This is a genomic window from Hymenobacter sediminis (genome assembly GCF_003231285.1).
GTDB classification, from domain to species: domain Bacteria; phylum Bacteroidota; class Bacteroidia; order Cytophagales; family Hymenobacteraceae; genus Hymenobacter; species Hymenobacter sediminis.
This window is the reverse complement of the sequence record NZ_QKNS01000001.1, coordinates 97,939-116,206: the sequence shown is the minus strand read 5'-3', so window position 1 is coordinate 116,206 and position 18,268 is coordinate 97,939. Positions and strand designations below refer to the sequence as shown.

The following is an 18,268-nucleotide window of genomic DNA, read 5'->3' as shown; positions in this document are numbered from 1 at the left end:
CTGAAATGTTTGGGGGTGGGAATTAGAAACCAATGTTCAGGCCCGCCAGGAACACGCGCGGCTGCGGGTAAACTCCCAGGTCAACGCCACGGGAGCCTACTTCGGGGTCGTAGCCGGAGTAATTAGTCCAAGTTGCCAGGTTCTGAGCACTCACGTAGAAGCGCAGTTGCTTGGCAGTAATGCGGCTTAATACACTCTGGGGTAGTGTATAACCCAGTGTGAGGGTTTTAATACGCAGGTAGGAGCCGTCCTCGAGGAAATAGCTCGAAACCCGCAGGTTCTGGTTAGGGTCGGCATTGTCGCCGCCCACGGCGCGGGGCACGTCGTTGCTAGTGCCGGGGCCAGTCCAGCGACCCAGCACACGAGTACTGCCGCTGCTGTTACCGTACAGGGGACTCTCCAGAATATAGCGGTTCTGGTTATAGATGTCGTTACCCTGTGAGCCCTGCAGGAACACGTTCAGGTCGAAGCCCTTCCAGGTCAGGGTGTTGTTCAGGCCGTAAGTGAAGTCGGGGTTAGGATTACCAATGAAGGTCCGGTCCTCGGCATTAATGACACCATCATTGTTCAGGTCCTTGAAGCGAATATCGCCAGGAGCTGTTCCGCCCGTTTGGGTAGCGTGGTTTTGTACATCTTCCGGCGTCTGGAACAGGCCATCGGCTACGTAACCGAAGAAGGAACCAAAAGGCTGCCCCTCATCATAGCGTACAATCACGCCGCTCAGAGCGCTCAGTCCGTTGTAAGGCTGTCCTACCCCCAACGACTCCAACTTGGTCTTGAACGCCGACAGATTCAGGGTCGTCGTCCAGTTGAGGCCGCTGCCTGTACCCCGCACGTTGTGCGAGGTAAATGAGAAGTCGATGCCGCGGTTGTAAGCCGAAGCCGCGTTGCGGTTCACCGTTTCGTAGGTACCCGACACCAGTGATACCGGCACCGGCGCAATCAGGTTAGGCGAGTTACGATTATACAGGTCAATGGTAGCCTCGAAGCGGTTATCCAGGAAGCCCAGGTCAATACCAATGTTGGTTTGGTTGTTGGTTTCCCAGCGCAGATCGGGGTTAGCCTGACGGGTAGGCGCTGCACCCGTCTGCAGGGCTCCACCACCGGCCCCGAATGGATATCGGATACCGGAGTTGATGGCGTAGAGGTAGGCGAAACGGCCCGCGTTGTTGGGGTTACCTACTTTGCCATAGCCCGCACGCAGCTTCAGGTTGCTGATAACACGGTTGCCTTTCAGGAAGTCTTCTTCCGAGATACGCCAGCCTGCCGATATACCGGGGAAGAAGCCAAATTTGTCGCCGGGAGGGAAGCTGCTAGAGCCATCGTAGCGCGCAATGGCTTGGAACAGGTACTTGCCCCCAAACTCATAATTAACACGTCCGAAGTAGCTGGCTAGGCGAGAAGGTGGGTTGATGGTGCCCGCGTTTGAAATCTGGGTGTTGATCGGGCCAGAGTTGATTACCTCCAGATCATTCCGCAAGTAGCCTGTACGGTAGGCTTCTACGTTGCTATAGTTGAACTGCTGGGCCGACTGCCCCAACAGTACCGTTACCTGATGCTTGTCAGCAAACAGCCGATCAAAGGTAAGCGTGTTCTCAATCAGGTAGCTTGGCGCATATGAGGCCGTAGCTGTAGCACCGGCCGTAGCCTGGGTGTAGCGTGTGGTATAGGTCTGTCCCCCTACCTGCAATTCCGGCACACCAGGTCGGAAGCCGTTGTAATTGTCGAATATGAGGTCAGCTCCTACGTTGGTACGGAAGCGCAACCCTTTCACCGGCTCCAACTCCGCGAAGAGGGTAGTGAGCATGCGGTTCCGGGTAAACTTCTGTCGGCTGATAGTGGCCGCGGCCAGCGGGTTCTCCTCAATGAAGTTATCCTGAGCGCCACGGGGCTCATAGTAGTAACCATCGGGACGATACACCGGAATAATAGCCGGCACCCGCAGCGTATGCTGGATGGTACCGTATTCGTTGTTCCGAGCCCCATCGTTGCCCCCGCCGGAGTTGATCTGTCGGTCGTTAAGGTGAGTGAGCGAGATATTATTGCCCAGCTTCAAAATCTTGTTCACCTGTACGTCGCCGTTGGCCCGTAAGGTAAAGCGCTCAAACTTAGAGCCCACAATGGTACCATCCTGCTGGAAGTAGGTACCCGACACGGCGTAGCGTGCTTTTTCGCTACCCCCCGTCGCAGACAGCGAGTAGTTCTGGATAGCTGCCCGACGGAACACTTCGTCCTGCCAGTCGGTGCCTTCACCTAGCGCTTGGGGGTTACGTAGGCGGTCTACCACAATGGGAGCTCCACCGGCCAAGCGGTTTTCGTTGTTGATAACTGCGTACTCCTCAGCATTAAGCAAGTCCAGCTTGCGCCATACCTGCTGCAGGCCTCGGTACACATCCAAGTTAATGCTAGAGGTACCCGCCTTACCGCGCTTAGTCGTGATAATGACTACCCCGTTGGCTGCCCGTACCCCGTAAATAGCCGTAGCCGATGCATCCTTCAGGATGTCAATGGTTTCGATGTCGTTCGGGCTAATGGCGTTCAGTTGGCTTTCTCCACCCTCGGGCAGCGGGAAGCCGTCCACTACGTACAGCGGGTTGTTGTTACCGGCCGACGTTATACCGCGGATACGAATAGAGGTACCAGCTGCACCACCGGGAGCACCGCCGTTAGAAGTAACCGTAACACCGGCGGCCCGACCTTGCAAGGCCTGGGTAGCATCAGCCACCGGCTGGGTTGCAATGTCGCGCGCCGATACCGACGAAACGGCCCCTGTCACGCTGCCACGCTCCTGGGTACCATAGCCTACTACTACTACCTCGCTCAGGGCACGGGTATCTTCTGAGAGGCTAATGGTCAAAGAGCTTGATGCACCGGTAATGGGCACTTCTTTGCGGGTAAAGCCCACATAGCTCACCACCAGGGTTGAGTTTTCGGGGGCGTTCAGCGAGAAGCGGCCATCGGCATCGGTAGTGGTACCTAGGGTAGTACCCTTCACAATAATCGTTACCCCCGGCAGTGGCTCACCGTTGGTCTGGGTAACGCGGCCCGACACCGGCACATCGGCCAGGGGGCTAGGGGTAGCAGCGGGCCGGGGTAGCCCATCGGCCGCGGAGGGGGCTGCTGCCAGCGTAGGGAGGGCGGGGAGGCCGCAAGCTGCCAGCCACATTGCCCGGCGCAGCAGCGCCTGAGTGTAGAGGTGTTGGTTCATTGACATGTGGGAATTGTGGGAAGAAAAGGTAGAGGGCTTACCATGCAGCAGGCTCTGGAACAACGCGACTACCTGTGGAATAACGAGGGGAAGAAAGGGTGGAGACCCGGAGCCGATACAGATGCGAGCGGCTAGGTTAGTGGAAACATATAAGGCCCATATAAGGCCTTGGGGTTACCAGTGGCTGGGGGGGACTCTTCCCTTGACCAGAGGCTAGTGGGGCAAGGCAGTAAGCGAAGACTTACTAAGGTAGGTTCAATTGCTGAGGACCAGGTAAGCAAGGATAAGTTGGCGGCACATTACAGAAAGGAGATGCCTGATGAGGATAAGGAAGCAAACAGAAGAGCGGAGAATGCCCAAATATATCCGACCGTGTTTCGGAAAAGCAATAGGAAAACTGCCCTCAAACGCCTTACAAAGGCATTTTTAACTTACTACACACCTTATACTATACACTTACTACACACGCCTTACAGGGGTATTTATGGCTTAACACTATGCTACTGCCCTTTCCTGGTCTGGTCGCTAACACGTAAAAAACAATTAAAAAAAAGCCTGTTAAATCAACTTTTTTCACAATTCCACTGCAGTGAGTATTCACTTACATACCCAACAGCGGTTCCTACTTCAGTCTGTGAAGAGTAGCCTTGGCCAGCCTACCTTTTGCTTCTAGCCTTAAACATGCAGGTGCTTCAAAGCTTCGGGCTCCTATTCTGAGTAAGGCGTAGCTACCTGCCGTGGTGCTGGCCGCCGACACTGATAGGCTGATGCCTCAGCGGGAGAGGAGGCTTTTTCCTAGCTCGTACATTATCCTACTTAAGCCCGTACTGTAGCCTCCTCTGACGTATCAGCTTCTTCCACTTCCACACCCAGTGAGTCTAGCAGTATATGAGTCCAGCCCTCGTTCTCGTCGAAGTCGGGAGCTTGGCGGCGGCGGCGCATGGCTTCCAGTACTTTCTGGCTGAAGCTCCAACAAGTGCCCTGGCGCAGGTCGAGCACTCGCGAGAGTTCCTGAGAAGAGTAGTTGCCTTTGTGCGTATAAATCAGAAACACCGCATAAAATGCTTTGATTATCTGAAATTTACACTTTTGCAGCAGAGTATAAGCAGTGGCTGACTCCACGTAGCGGCACTTAGTACAGCGGCGGGAGTGCGGTTCCCGACCGTCGCAGTACTTTTCGTGGCCACACTTACGGCACTGGTAACCGTCGGCCCACTTGAGGCTGGCCAGATACACCAAGCAGGCGTCCTTATCGGGATAGATCTGGCTGAACTCGCCGAAATTTACCTCTTTCGACAGTACCCGGGCTGTTTTGGCTTCCTGTAGGTCGCGCTGCAGGTCCATATTCAGCTTTTCAATAGCTGCTGACTGCAGAGCTAGCAAGCCGTTGGCTTGGAGCAGTTCCCGGTTTTGAGCCGCAATGGTGTCGCTTTGCTGGCGTAGCTCATCGGTGCGCTGGGCCACCAAGCTTTCCAGCTCAGAGTTAAGTTGGTCTTTGAGTTCCTGGTTGCGCTGCAGCTGCTCTACCAGTTGCTCCTGCACCTGGTGCTTTTTGCGCAGCTGTTTTACCAACTTGCCCTGGGCCCGAATGGTAGCATCCTTAATGCCCTTGATTTTTTCGCCTAAGGCGTAGGACAGCACTACCACCTCTACCACAAAGGCCACGTTCATGCTATACACCGTGGCTGTGGTAGTGAACGTGTTGATGCCTAGCTTCCGCAAAATCAGGAAGCCCACGCTGATGGCCACCATAACGTGGGCTAGCAGGAAGAAGCGTGCCGTCCGCTGCCCACGCCGCCACACCCGGTAGGCCGCATAATAAATCATGCAGTAGGGCAGCAGGTAAAACCAGAGGCCCCACCCCGAGTTCAGCCAAACGGCATCAATCAGTAGCCCTACCATGCTCAGCGGTACCACGGCCCGAATCCAACGGTCGATGGAAGGCTGATGCTGGCTGATATCCAGGAACTGGCGGGCGTAGTAGCTAAAGGTGAGCAGTAGCAGAATAGGTGAGCCAGCTACAATCAGCTGGTTCAGTGCCGGATAATCAGGCCACAAGTACTGGAACCCCAACCCATCCTCTGACAGAAACACCAGGCTGCAGCTGAGTACATACAGCACGTAGCGCAGGTAGGTTTGCTCGCCGATGAACAGGTAGAGGCACAGGTTGTACACTACCATAATCAGCAGCACTCCATAGAAACCGCCCAACAGCCCATACTCCGTTTGGAAGTGTACCGCCACGGTTTGTTCCGTGCGCAGGCGGCTCAGAAAGGTCGTCTTGGAGTTGGAGGTCAGGCGCAGGTAGTAGGTTTGGGCCTGGTTTGGGGGTAGGGGGAGGCGGAATAGGAAGTTCTTGTAGGGAAACTTCCGGGTTGCCAGCGGCAGGTCGGAGCCAGTGAGGGTAGGCGCCGAACCGTCGGGCGGGTAAAACTCCACACTGTTCAAGTGGGAATCGAACATCTCCAGGTACCAGTGCTGACTCAGGGAGCCTCGCGCCTGCACCACCAGGCGCAGCCAGTAGGCCGAACCGGGGTGGTCCATGGTGGTGGGCAGGGTGTTGCCCGGCTGGAACCGGGCGGCGTGCGCCGGAGCCTGCACGTCGGCTAGGGTAAGCCGGCCGGAGGGGTCTTCCAGCACGCTGTAGCGGTCTGGATCAACAAACAGCTCCTCCAGGCCAGCATGCACCCGCAGAGTATCAGCGGGGCGCGCCCAGGCCGGGGAACTGACCAAAAGGAGGCACAGGAGCAGGGGGGTGCTCAGCGTCAGGAAAGAAAACCAGATAGCCCGACGCGGTGGGAGGTGGGAATTCACGAGCTTCATGGTGCCCTTAAGGTACGAAACGCGGCGGTGTTTGCCTACTGTCCGCCGGCGCCACTACCCCCCGCAGCCGCATCAAAGCGCAGCCAACCCAGTTGATTTACGGGTTGCTCCACCAGTACACGCAGCACATGCTGCCCGGCCGGAAGGGTAGGAGTAGTTAGGGTAATAGTGGCCCAATCAGAGCCAGGCGCCACGTTAGCCGTGCCTAATGGCAGCTCGCCGAGACGCAGGGTTACCCGGCCGGGGGCAGTACCAGGCTGTAGGCGCAGGGCCGCGGTATAGGTACCTGGCGTTTTCACGGTTACGGTGTAGGCCAACCACTCACCAGTAGCTAACTGGCTCACAGCATACCCGTTGGGAGCATCGGTGCAAGCTGTAATATCGACCCCGTCGTTGCGGTAGGCACCGCCGTGGTTGGTGGGTTTTAGCTCGCGGTAGTCGGTACGGGCGGCATAATCATCGTGATAGGCTACGCCATTACGGCCCAGGTCGTAGTCGGTGGCCGCAATGGTGCCCGGAATGGTAAGCTGCGCGAAGGGAGCTTGCACAGCCGGCTGGGTAAGGGCCGCCAGCACGTCGCGGTTCACCTGGCAGTTAGCGAATTGTACGTTGCGCAGCAGAGTGGCACGGCCCTCGGGGGTCAGAATGCTGCCGTAGGGCTTCACCCGTAGCAGTCCGGCGCCCGAGTCCACGCGCTTTATGTTCCAGTGGCACCAGCCAATGTTGCGGGCATTCAGGGCCTGCACGGCGGCGGCAAACCACTCGTTGGAGTTTTCACCGGTTTCGCCTACCCACACCGGCACCTGCCACTGGTCGCGGAAGGCGGCCAGATTCCGGATCAGGTTGATTTGATTAGGGTTAGGGTCAGCAACCTCCGCCACGTTGGTGCACCAGTAGCGGTGGGCGTTGTACACGAGGTTACTTTTATTCTTGATGGCCAGCTTATCGGGGGTGAGGTTAGTGTACTCGTTGCCGTAGCCGTTGCCTTCTAATACTAATAAGTGTTGGTCGCCTTGGGCACGCACCGCGTTAATCAGGCGGGCATACAGCGCGCTTATCTCCTGATTATCGGACGATAATCCGTTGGCTGCATTAACGTTGTGGGGCTCATTGATGAGGTCGTACATACCAATGCGGGCATCGCGCTTATAGCGGGCGGCCAGTTTTTCCCAGAGGCGTACGGTTATATCCTGGTAAATCAGGCGGCCCTTGGCATCCCGGTGTTTCCACAGGTCCAGGGGCAGGAAGTTGTCGTTGATGTTCCGGTCGGTGCCTTGACCGCCGGGAGCAGCGTGCAAGTCCAGAATCACGTACATCTTATTGGTGGCGCACCATTGTACTACCTCGTCAATAAAGCGGAACCCATCCAGCTGTTTATCCTTCACAAACAACTGGTTATCATCGTACCAGCGACTTAACTGCTCCACATAAGCATTTAGCTTCTGCGGGTTCTGCGGGTCGCGGATTACGGCTGTGCGGGCCCGGCGCTGCTCGGTGGTCAGGAATAAATCGTAGTGAAAGGGTAGGCGCACGGAGTTGAAACCCTGCTTGCCCAGAAAGTCGATGTCGGCTTTGGTAATGAAGTTTCGGCGATACTGCCGATAGAAGTCCTCCATTTCCGCTTCCGGCATGGTGCGGAGTAGGCCCTGCTGAATACGGCGCTGAGAGTTAAGCGTATCCGTTTGCAGAATGTAGCTTTCCTGTAGTAGCCAACCTCCTACATTGTAGCCGCGTAGCACCACTTCGCGGCCACGGGCATCCACTATTTTGGGGCCATCGGCTCGCAACGCAGTTAGGGCTTGTGCAACAACTGGTCGGCTGCTCAGACCCAGGCTTAGCATCAGGGACAGTAGCCCCAGGCAGCGGCCCCAAGGCAGCGTAAATCGGGTATTCATGTGCGTAAAGTATTGGAGGGAACAGAAGCCGATAAATGAGAAAAACAGGACGGAGAAACTCCGTCCCTTTTCCGTTTTTCTCACTCAATCGTTTGCTTATCAAGCCACACCGCAGGAGCTCAGCTCAGGACTAGCAGGTGGGCAGGCCTTCAGGGGCTACCTTTTACCCATCTGCGCTGCTCCGGCGGCAAGCGCGGGGGTTAATCTACCACGCAGTGGGTAGGGCGTTATCAGGCGGGCTGGCGTTTGGGCAGCAGGGGCCAAACTATTCGCGGCCGGCAGCTGCTGGCCAGGGGTTAGGGCCGGAGTAGGGGGTAGCAGGCCGCGTAGGTCATCAAATATATTAGTACCTAGCCATGAAAAACAAGGTCAAAAACTTTGTTTAGATGCGTCAAAACTCGTTTTACAGGTAGCACACATCCTTGGCTATACGCTTACCACACACGCAAAAAACCGCTCGCCGGGCTTGTAACAGTAAGCTTCGGGCGGCCATGCACGGCTAGGCAACAATGAAAAAATAAACTCGCGCCGGAAATATTTTTGGTCTATACCCTGGGGTGCTGCCGAGGGGCACGGCGCTAAACATTTCCCTGCCGTACCTTGTGTTGAAACGCGGGCCGTTTTGCTCCTGCGCCTGCTGTGTCTGGCCCGCTCCATTTGTTTTCTGCGTTGCGCACGCGCCCTGCTGCTTTTTATCTGTGTCACGTTCCAACTCTGTAGCTCCCAAACAAACCGTAGCCATTATTGGAGCGGGCATCGGCGGTATTGCCACAGCGGTCCGGCTGGCCGCCCACGGGCACCGCGTTACGGTATTTGAGACACAGGAGTCGTTTGGAGGCAAAATGCACCAGTTGGAGCTGCCCGGCGGTTATCGCTTCGATGGAGGACCTTCGCTTTTTACCCTACCTCACCTGGTAGATGAGCTGTTTCGCCTGGCCGGCCGCGAGCCGCAGGACTACTTCCGCTACCAGCGCCTCGACCCTATTACGCAGTATTTCTTTGCCGATGGTACGCGCCTGACCGCCTGGGCCGACGAGTCACGGTTTGCCCAGGAGGTGGAGGAAAAGCTGAATGTACCGGCCGCCGAGGTATTGCGGTTTCTGCAGCGGAGCCGCCGTGCCTACGAAGGCACGGCCGGCACGTTTCTGCAAAAGTCTTTGCACAAGGCCGGCACTTACCTCAGCCCCGAAGTACTGAAAGCTCTGGCTGCTTTACCCCAGTTGGGCCTCACCAGCACCATGCACGAGCGCCACGCCGCCGCATTTCAGGACCCACGCCTGGTGCAGCTCTTCGATAGGTTTGCGACTTACAACGGCTCCGACCCTTACCAAGCACCCGCCACCCTCAGCCTGATACCGCACCTGGAGCACGGCTTGGGCGCTTACTACCCCGAGGGCGGCATCTTTGCTATTGCCCAAAGCCTGGTGCAGCTGGCCGAGGAGCTGGGTGTGCAGTTTCGCTACCAAGAGCCCGTGCTGGAAATCCTGACGGCCGACGGGCGCGTGACAGGTGTAAGGACCGAGCAGGAGGTGTACGACGTAGGCCTAGTGGTGAGCAATATGGATGTGGTGCCTACCTACCGGCGGCTACTACCTCGTCAGCAGGCTCCGGAGCGCACCCTGGGTCAGCCCCGCTCATCCTCAGCCCTTATTTTTTACTGGGGCATCGGGCGGCGCTTCCCTGAGCTGGGCGTGCACAACATATTTTTTTCACAGGACTACCGACGCGAATTCGAGGCCATTTTTCAGGAGAAAACCATTGCCGACGACCCTACGGTGTACGTCAACATCACCTCGGGCCACACCCCCACCGATGCCCCGCCCGACCACGAAAACTGGTTTGTGATGGTGAACGTACCTCATGACCAGGGGCAAAACTGGCCGGAGTTGGTACAGCGCACCCGCCAGGCGGTGCTGCGCCGCGTCAGTCAGGCGCTGGGCGTAGAGGTGGGCAGCCTGATCCGGGCGGAGCACGTTTGGGACCCGCCGGGCATCGAAGCCCGAACTTCTTCCTTCGGCGGCGCCTTGTATGGTAGCTCCAGCAACAATGCCTTGGCGGCTTTCCTGCGCCACCCCAACTTCTCGGGGCAGTTGGATGGCCTGTATTTTTGCGGGGGCTCGGTACATCCTGGTGGTGGCATTCCGCTGTGTTTGCTTTCCGCCCGTATAGTTTCTGACTTGATTACGAAAGAGAAATAGGAACGACCAGCACGCTTTTCCGTCCCGCTCGGCCCCTCTGCCTACCCCTTTGCTTTTCTACCATGACTGATATCACGCAACAACTTCCCACGCCTACCCTCGTCAGCGCCGATGCGTACCGGCGGCGCCTGCGCTGGGCCCAGGGTGTGTTGCTGCTCTTCCACGTAACCGGCTTCCTGGGGCTGGGCTTCTCTGATGACCCCAGCTTCTACCTGCAGTTCGTGCCCCTAAACCTGCTGCTCACCATGGGCCTGCTGTTGGCCTTTCAGCCCCGACGCACCTCGGCGTTCTGGACGTTCTGCGTGATAACCATGCTGGTGGGGTTCTTCGTGGAGGTAGTGGGCGTGCGGACCGGCCTACTATTCGGGCAGTACACCTACGGCGAAACCCTGGGCTTTAAGTGGCTGAATACCCCCCTCATGATTGGCGTCAACTGGCTGATGCTGACGTACTCGGCGGGCATCCTGGCCCGCTACCTTCCCATCCCTAATTTTCTGCGGGCTATTGTAGCTTCCCTACTGCTGGTTGGCTTGGATATCTGCCTGGAGCCTGTGGCAGTGCGCTACGACTTCTGGGAGTGGCAGTACAATGTCATCCCGATGCTCAACTTCAAAGGCTGGTTTCTGGTCAGCCTGATTCTGCAGGTATACTTCAATCAGGTTGATTTCGTGAAGCGCAACCCGCTGGTACCCTTTGTTTTTCTGCTGCAGGTGTTGTTTTTCTTTGGCCTTGGCATGATGCTCTGAGCCGCGCCATCCGGCATAATCCCTACCTGCTTACTAAACAGCAAGCCCCTACCTTCTCATCTGAAAGTAGGGGCTTGCTGTTAATAATTAAGAGCAGCCAGGCCGGAGCCTACCGTTCTAAATCAACCTTAGCTGATGGATACGCGCACTTTGGCGGTATACTCGCGCAGAGCAGTTTTGAAGTCGGAGCCGTGGTCCTTCATATGGTTGAGGATGAAGATAGCGGCAAACACATGAGTCAGCTGTTCACCTTCGTCTTCGCCTTCTACCTCGAAAGCAGACGTTTGCTCTTCCAATAGGGCCTCCTCGGCAGCTACCAGGCTCTCCAGCGTCTGCGTTTCTACCAGGCGCTTGATAACGGGCATTTTCATGGGGCAGCGCGCTTAGTTGAGGCGAGAAATCAGGCTGGCTACGGCTTCTTCCTTGCTGGCAGCCACGGTTTCTACCAGCTCGCCGTTGCGGAACACGGCAAAGAACGGCAGGTTAGTCACGCTGGCCAGCTTGCGAGCTTCGGGGCTGGTTTCGGCGTTTACATCCAGGAAGGCAATGCCCTCGTGGGCCTCCGAGAGGCGCTTGAACTTGGGCGAAAACAGGCGGCAGTTACCGCACCAGTCGGCGTAGTATTTCACCACTACTTTCTCGTTCTCCTGCAGTAGTTGTTGGAAATCAGCGTCGGTGGCTTTCGTTACGGGCATTATCTGAAGTGTTGGTTGATAAAACGCAATCAGCAGATAAGAATGATTCTTATCTGCCGACAAAGGTAAAGCCGGAAACGGATAAAAAAGTTTATCTCCTTATAAGATTAGAGTCTGCACGCAGCTGGGAGCAGCAACCAGAGGCTGGGCCGGAACTCTCAGCCGCTGGCTTCGTTACCTGATTGTTTCTGATTCGTATTATTTGCTGCCCTACTTCATGCAGTCTATTGTGTTCTTTGGCGATTCGCTTACGGCCGGCTACCAGCTCCGGGCTAGCGAATCGTTTCCTGCTCGCATCCAGGAGAAACTCGACGCGCTTCAGCTTTCCTATAAAACGCACAACTACGGCGTCAGTGGCGAAACCACCGCTGGAGGCCGCCAGCGCATTAGCTCGGTGCTAAGCCGCTTCGAAAAAATCGATGTATTTGTGCTGGAGCTGGGTGCTAACGACGGATTGCGCGGCATTCCCGTCCGCGAAACCACCCAAAACCTGCAGTTCATCCTCGATGAGGTACGGCGCGCCCATCCCGAAGCCCGCGTGGTGCTGGTGGGCCTGGAGTTTCCTTTCGACTTGGGTCCGCTGGCTACCCTCGGTGGCGGCCGCATGGGCCACTACGCCCAGGAGTTCAAGGCCCTGTTCCGCCTCCTGGCCGAAAAGAACGAGGTGGATTTCGTGCCCTTCCTGCTCCACGGCGTTATTGGTCAGCGCCACCTCAACCTCCCCGACGGCGTGCACCCCAACGCCGAGGGTCAGAAAATTCTGGCTAACAATGTGTGGGCGGTGTTGGAGAAAGTGCTTCGGTGAATGAGTGCTTGAGTGAATAAGTAAGTGATGGTCTCGTGTCACTCGCCATTTTAACTTCATGACGTGCTACCCCTTAAAACGTGACAAGCCCTTACCTCCTTGTTGAAAGTAAGGGCTTGTTCTGTTAAGAGCAGCTAGGGCAAAGAAGAGAAAGCATGGCTTTAGCTACCGCTTCGCCATGACAACTCACTTATTTACTACTTCACCTTATACATCCGCTCGTAATACTCAGTGGCCATGCGGTGCGACTCGAACTCCGGCTCTACTTCGCGCATGCCGGTTTTTACCAGTTCCAGGAATTTTTCGGGCTGACCGTAGTAGAGTGGGATGATTTCGTTTTCCAGCACATTGAGCACGTTGGTAGCCTCGATGTTGTCCTTCACGTCGTCGGGCTGGTTGATGTCAGTGTGCTCAATGATAAAGCCGTTTTCGCCGTGACGCACAAACTCCGGAATCCAGCCGTCGGCAATGCTCAGGGAGGCAGAGGCGTTCATGGCGGCCGTCATGCCGCTGGTTCCGGAGGCCTCGCGGGGGTAGCGCGGGGTGTTCAGCCAGATGTCGGAACCCTTTTTCAGCGCTGCCGATAAGCCCAACTCGTAGCCGGTCAGCACAGCACAGTTTTTCAGGTTCTTGGTCTTCTCAATGATGCTATTGAATAACCCAATAGCACCAAAGTCCTTGGGGTAAGGCTTACCGGCCCAAATCACCTGCACCGGGCGCTCAGTGTTGTTGACAATAGCCAGGAACCGCTCGAAATGGCGCAAAATGAGGTCGGCGCGCTTGTAGCCAGCAAAGCGGCGGGCCCATACTACGGTCAGTACCTTAGGGTCGAGGAGGGTACCAGTCTGGTCGGCCACAATGTCGAACAGCTGCTTTTTCAATTCCCGCTTACGAGCCTTCAGGGCCGTGTCGTCGCCGGCTTCCAGGGCAGCATGCAGCTGCTTGTCGCGCCAGTAGGTACCGTTCTGGGAGTTGGTAATGGCAATAATCGGACTGATGCCCTGATAACCTCCCCACATGTCGTTGGCTACCTCGCCGTGCACCTTGGAAACACCGTTGCTGATGCGCGAAAAACGTAGGGCCGTGAGGGTGTAATTCAGGCTTTCGTTTTCCACCAGCCCTAGGCGGTGCACTTCCTCCAGGGGTACATTGCCGAAGAACGACATCTTGTGCAGCAGCTTCACAGGGTGTTCCTCGTTGCCGGCCAGCTCGGGCGTATGGGTCGTGAAAACCAGTCGTCTCTTTACCTCATCGAGGTTGCGGCCGTGCTTGTCGTAGAGGTAGAACGCCAGGGGTAGCCCATGGCCTTCGTTGAGGTGGTATACCTCGGTTTGGCGACCCAGCACATCCAGCAGCTTGCCGCCGCCTACCCCCAGCAGAATGCTCTGGGCCACGCGAGCGGCCGTGTCGGCATCGTAAAGGTGGTGGGAGATGGTGCGCGAGAGGTAGTCGTTTTCCGGAATATCAGTGGTCAGGAAGAACATGGGGGCCGTCCCGAACGTGTCAGGGGCTAGGTACAGGGCCTTTACCAGCACCTGCGCATTGTGGATTTCGATGGGGAAGGTGAGGCCGGTATCCTGCAGGAAGCTGTAGTGCTTGAGGCGGAAATCGGCGCGCATGCTCTGGTCTTCGTTGCGGCCCTGATCGTAGTAACCGAACGACCACAGGATGCTGATACCTACCAGGTTCTGCTTCAGCTCATACACGGAGCGCATGTGCGAGCCGGCCAGAAAGCCCAGGCCTCCGGAGTACGTTTTCAGCGCTTGGTCCAGCGCAAATTCCATGGAAAAATAAGCGGCCGGTGTGCTGAACTCGGGCGCAGGGGTGTACATCTGAAAGTCAAATGCCATAAAGCAAGAAAGGCTGAATGAAAGAACGGGCGGTCTGTCCGCCTATGCGAATCAGGATACGGATTCGGGCTCAAAAAAAGCGGAAAAGCGCGGACTGTTCTGACCCGACGGGCTTGGAAAGGCCAAAATGCAAATCAGCCACCAGTAATAAGCAAAAAAGCATCATGTAAGAGCAAAGCAGCAAGGTTGGCGGGGCCGCAAGGGGTAGGGAAAGGCGCGGGACGGACAGCACACAAAGCGTAAGGATAACCCTTTCACTATCTGATGCTTTGATAATAATTCCATAATATCAAGCTGGCTGACCATGGCCTACCCCAGCGGTAGCTTTGTAAGGCGGTACTCCGTTCTTTTCCACTTTCACAACCAAAACCCTTCTATGCGCTACCCTCTGCGCTGGCTGGCAGCCTCCGTGCTGAGCCTTTCCGTTCTGTCCTGCGCCCAGCAGGAAAACCTTCCGGCTCCCGCTGTTGCCGTTTCAACCAAGGCCGATGTCAGCAGCCCCGGCTTTCCGGAAGGCTTTGATACCGGCACCAAATCCGCTTACACCACTGGCTCCGTTACGCTTGGCTCCGGCTCCTGGACCCTGAACGACGCCCTGCTGGGTAACACCACCGCCGACGCTAAAACCGGTGCCCAATCGGTGCGGATGCGGAACGTGGGCTCCCTCACCACCAACTTCGACCTCACGACGGGGGCAGGAGTAGTAACCGTACAGCACGCCCTTTACGGCTCCGACGCCAGCTCGCAGTGGGAGCTGTGGGTAAGCCAGAACAGCGGCAGCTTCACGAAAGTGGGCAGCACCGTTACGACTAGCAGCACGACCCTGAGCACAGCTTCGTTCACGGTGAACCTGAGCGGCAACGTGCGCCTGCAAATCCGCAAAACCTCGGGCGGCACCAACCGCATCAACCTCGATAACGTCACGGTGGAACAGTACGGCAGCTCCGATGGAGGCGGCGGCACTACCCCGCCTCCGGCAACCGGTGCTAAGAAGTTTCTGTTCGATGGCTCGCACGGGGAGCTGGCCGGCAACGCCGACTGGGTGCTGGATGTGAACAGCGGTGTGGCCTCGCGCTACCCCTCGCCGGCTCAGAGCGGCATCACCAGCACTACCCCCGAAACCTACTGGACCGGCGCCATTTCGGCCTGGGGGGTAGCACTGGTCAAGCTGGGCCACACGGTGGAACAGCTGCCGGCCGGCACTAGCATCACCTACGGCAATAGCAGCAACCCCCAAGACCTGAGCAACTACAGCGTGTTCGTGGTGGATGAGCCCAACACGGTGTTCACGGCCACCGAGAAAACGGCTATCCTGCAGTTCGTGCAGAACGGCGGCGGCTTGTTCATGATTTCGGACCACACCATTTCCGACCGCAACAACGACGGCTGGGACTCGCCGGAAATCTGGAACGATTTGATGCAGAACAACTCCGTGAAGGCCAACCCCTTCGGCTTCTCGGTGAACATGGACAACATTGTGGAGAACAGCACCAATGCGCTGGCTTCTACCACCAACCCCATCATGAACGGCTCGCAGGGCAAGGTGTCGCAGTTGTCCTTTCACAACGGGGCTACCATGACCCTTTCTCCCACGGCCAATAGCACCGTGCAGGGGCTGGTGTGGCGCACCTCGGCCACCCAGGGCAACAGCTTGGCCATGGCCGCCAGCAGCACCTTCGGCGCGGGTCGCGTGGTAATTATCGGCGACTCCTCGCCAGCTGACGATGGTACCGGCTCGCCGGGCAACACCGTGTATGATGGCTGGAACGAGAACGTAAGCCACGCCCGGCTGCACCTGAACGCCTCCCTCTGGCTGGCGAAGCTGCAGTAGAAAGAACTCGTAGCCCTACCCCCCTCACTACTTCTGAAGCCCCGTTGCTGACCCGTGTTGGCGACGGGGCTTTTTGCGTTCTGGTTACCCGGGCTTTTTTGCAGTCAATGCAACCTCATTGGCTGGCGCAAACCAACCCACGAGTATAACCTATCAATACAGCACTTAAAATCCGTCAATACGTCACCATTCAGCCGCGCTTAGGTAGTAGCGTGCAGATTGTGGGGTGCGTACCTTGCCACCTACGTTTCCTCATCCCACTCGCGTATGATTTCTGCCCGTTTTCTGCCCTTCTTGGCCGGTACTCTGCTAGCTACTACAGCTCCAGCGCTGGCCCATACAACTGCTGCTACCATTGCTACCCCGGCTCTGGCCGCCAAACCCGCCGGTATTCAGCGCATCGATCCTACCTTCTGGTGGGTGGGCATGAAGAACCCCAAGCTGCAACTGCTGGTGCACGGCCCCGGCATTGCCAACAGCACGGCTACCTTGAAGGCCTACGAAGGCGTGACGCTGGATGGGGTACAGAAGCTGGAGAGCCCCAACTACCTGCTGCTCAACCTTACCATTAGCCCCGCGGCCAAGCCCGGTAAGCTGCAGCTGGAATTCAAGGGCGACAAGAAAACGACCTATAGCTACGAATTGCGCCAGCGCACTACCCCCGGTGATAAGCAGAAGGTGCAGGGCCTGACCCAGCAGGATTTCATCTATTTCCTGATGCCGGACCGCTTCTCGAACGGCGACCCGAAAAACGATTATATCAAAGGCATGCGCGCCCCCCAGGTGGCCCGCGACTCGATGTACTCCCGCCACGGCGGCGACCTGAAGGGCATCGAAAACCACTTCGACTACCTCAAGAGCCTGGGGGCTACGGCCATCTGGCTAACGCCGGTGGTGGAAAACGACATGCCCAAGGCCAGCTACCACGGCTATGCCCTCACCGACTACTACAACACCGACCGCCGCTACGGCACCCTGGAGGAATATAAGCAGTTTGTGGACCGCGCCCACCAGAACGGCCTGAAAGTGGTGCACGACGTGGTGCTCAACCACATGGGTAGCAAAAACTACCTGTTCCTAGATCAGCCTGCCAAGGACTGGTTTAACCAGTGGCCCTCGTTCACGCGCAGTAACTACAACTCCTCGGCCCTCAACGACCCCTATGGCTCGGACCTGGACCGTCGGCTCTACAACAAAGGCTGGTTCGACACCACCATGCCCGATGTGAACCAGAGCAACCCGCTGGTGGCTACCTACCTGATTCAGAACTTCCTGTGGTGGGTGGAGTACACTGGCCTCGACGCTTACCGCATTGATACCTATCCCTACTCTGACCCCAAGTTCCTGATGCAGTGGGGCCAGGCCCTGAACGAGGAGTTTCCGAACCTGTTCAAGTTTGGCGAGGCCTGGGTGGGTAGCACGGCCCAGCAGGCCTTCTTCGCCCGCAACATCTTCCAGCCCGTCGATGGGTTCAAGTCCAACCTGGAGTCGGTGTTTGACTTTCAGTCGCAGGGCGCCATTCACGACGCACTGCGCGGCGACCAGCCCAACATGAACCGCCTGTACGAAGCCCTGCAGGGCGACTGGATGTATGAGGACGCGACCCGCAACGTGACCTTCCTCGACAACCACGACATGAGCCGCTTCTACTCCGTGATAGGGGAGGACTTTGCCAAGTACAAGCTGGGCGTGGCCTGGCTGCTGACGACGCGCGGCATTCCGCAGCTCTACTACGGCACCGAGGTGCTGATGAAGAACTTCTCGAACCCCGATGGCAAGGTGCGCGAAGATTTCCCCGGCGGCTTTGCCGGTGATAAGCAGAACTACTTCACGGCGGCCGGACGCACTGGCCAGGCCGGCGAGGCCTTCACTTACCTCAGCACCCTGGCCAACTACCGCAAAACGCACCCGGTAGTAGCCACCGGTAAGCTCATGCAGTTCATTCCGCAGGACGGCGTGTACACCTACTTCCGCTACAACGACCAGGGCCAAGCCGTAATGGTGATGCTGAACGGCAACAAGGAAGAGAAGACCGTGGATGGTGCCCGATTTGCAGAGCGCACCAGCGGATTTAGCTCGGGCACTGAGGTAGCAACTGGCGCTACGCTTTCTGACTTGAAAACCTTCAAGATTCCGGGGCGTACGGCCTGGGTTGTGGAGCTGAAAAAATAAGAATCCCGGAGGGCGGCGGAACCACTGCCGCCCTTCGCTACTTAT

At 57.2% G+C, this 18,268-nt stretch carries 11 protein-coding genes; 5 read left to right on the top strand and 6 right to left on the bottom strand.

Going from position 1 to position 18,268, the window contains the following annotated elements; translation table 11 throughout:
* Positions 1–22: 22 nt before the first annotated feature.
* The 3 genes from DNI29_RS00465 to DNI29_RS00455 all read right to left on the bottom strand — a co-directional run bounded on the left by DNI29_RS00465 (position 23) and on the right by DNI29_RS00455 (position 7,926).
* Positions 23–3,214, bottom strand: a complete 3,192-nt coding sequence (locus tag DNI29_RS00465; protein WP_123823013.1) for a SusC/RagA family TonB-linked outer membrane protein — start codon at positions 3,212–3,214, stop codon at positions 23–25.
* 810 nt (positions 3,215–4,024) lie between these two features.
* Positions 4,025–6,031 (bottom strand): 7TM diverse intracellular signaling domain-containing protein, encoded by a 2,007-nt coding sequence (locus DNI29_RS00460; protein WP_110976107.1) that lies wholly within the window; start codon positions 6,029–6,031, stop codon positions 4,025–4,027.
* A 35-nt stretch (positions 6,032–6,066) separates the two neighbouring features.
* On the bottom strand, positions 6,067–7,926 hold the full coding sequence (locus DNI29_RS00455; protein WP_110976106.1) for a cellulase family glycosylhydrolase: 1,860 nt from the start codon (positions 7,924–7,926) through the stop codon (positions 6,067–6,069).
* 698 nt (positions 7,927–8,624) lie between these two features.
* Here DNI29_RS00455 and crtD point away from each other — a divergent pair.
* Together crtD and DNI29_RS00445 are read left to right on the top strand one after the other, a co-directional pair.
* The gene (crtD, locus tag DNI29_RS00450) at positions 8,625–10,124 is read left to right on the top strand and encodes a 1-hydroxycarotenoid 3,4-desaturase CrtD (protein ID WP_110976105.1); all 1,500 of its coding nucleotides are present in this window, start codon (positions 8,625–8,627) and stop codon (positions 10,122–10,124) included.
* Between the two features lie 62 nt (positions 10,125–10,186).
* On the top strand, positions 10,187–10,870 hold the full coding sequence (locus DNI29_RS00445) for a carotenoid biosynthesis protein (protein WP_110976104.1): 684 nt from the start codon (positions 10,187–10,189) through the stop codon (positions 10,868–10,870).
* 128 nt (positions 10,871–10,998) lie between these two features.
* Here DNI29_RS00445 and DNI29_RS00440 read toward each other — a convergent pair whose 3' ends face one another.
* Both DNI29_RS00440 and DNI29_RS00435 read right to left on the bottom strand, forming a co-directional pair.
* Positions 10,999–11,241 (bottom strand): DUF6952 family protein, encoded by a 243-nt coding sequence (locus DNI29_RS00440; protein ID WP_110976103.1) that lies wholly within the window; start codon positions 11,239–11,241, stop codon positions 10,999–11,001.
* 12 nt (positions 11,242–11,253) lie between these two features.
* Entirely contained in the window at positions 11,254–11,565 is a 312-nt protein-coding gene (locus tag DNI29_RS00435; RefSeq protein ID WP_110976102.1) for a thioredoxin family protein, read from the bottom strand.
* Between the two features lie 217 nt (positions 11,566–11,782).
* On the opposite strand from DNI29_RS00435, the gene DNI29_RS00430 reads away from it, so the two are divergent.
* A complete protein-coding gene (locus tag DNI29_RS00430) occupies positions 11,783–12,370 on the top strand; it encodes an arylesterase (RefSeq protein ID WP_110977244.1) in 588 nt (195 codons plus the stop codon).
* 197 nt (positions 12,371–12,567) lie between these two features.
* On the opposite strand, the gene glgP is transcribed toward DNI29_RS00430, so the two are convergent.
* Complete coding sequence (gene glgP / locus DNI29_RS00425; RefSeq protein WP_110976101.1) at positions 12,568–14,220, bottom strand: alpha-glucan family phosphorylase; 1,653 nt, start codon at positions 14,218–14,220, stop codon at positions 12,568–12,570.
* A 376-nt stretch (positions 14,221–14,596) separates the two neighbouring features.
* On the opposite strand from glgP, the gene DNI29_RS00420 reads away from it, so the two are divergent.
* Positions 14,597–16,051 carry a hydrolase gene (locus tag DNI29_RS00420; RefSeq protein ID WP_110976100.1) on the top strand — a complete coding sequence of 485 codons (1,455 nt, stop codon included), beginning with the start codon at positions 14,597–14,599 and terminating at the stop codon, positions 16,049–16,051.
* A 267-nt stretch (positions 16,052–16,318) separates the two neighbouring features.
* Positions 16,319–18,223, top strand: coding sequence for a glycoside hydrolase family 13 protein (locus DNI29_RS00415; protein WP_110976099.1), 1,905 nt, complete (start codon positions 16,319–16,321; stop codon positions 18,221–18,223).
* The last annotated feature ends 45 nt before the right edge of the window (positions 18,224–18,268 follow it).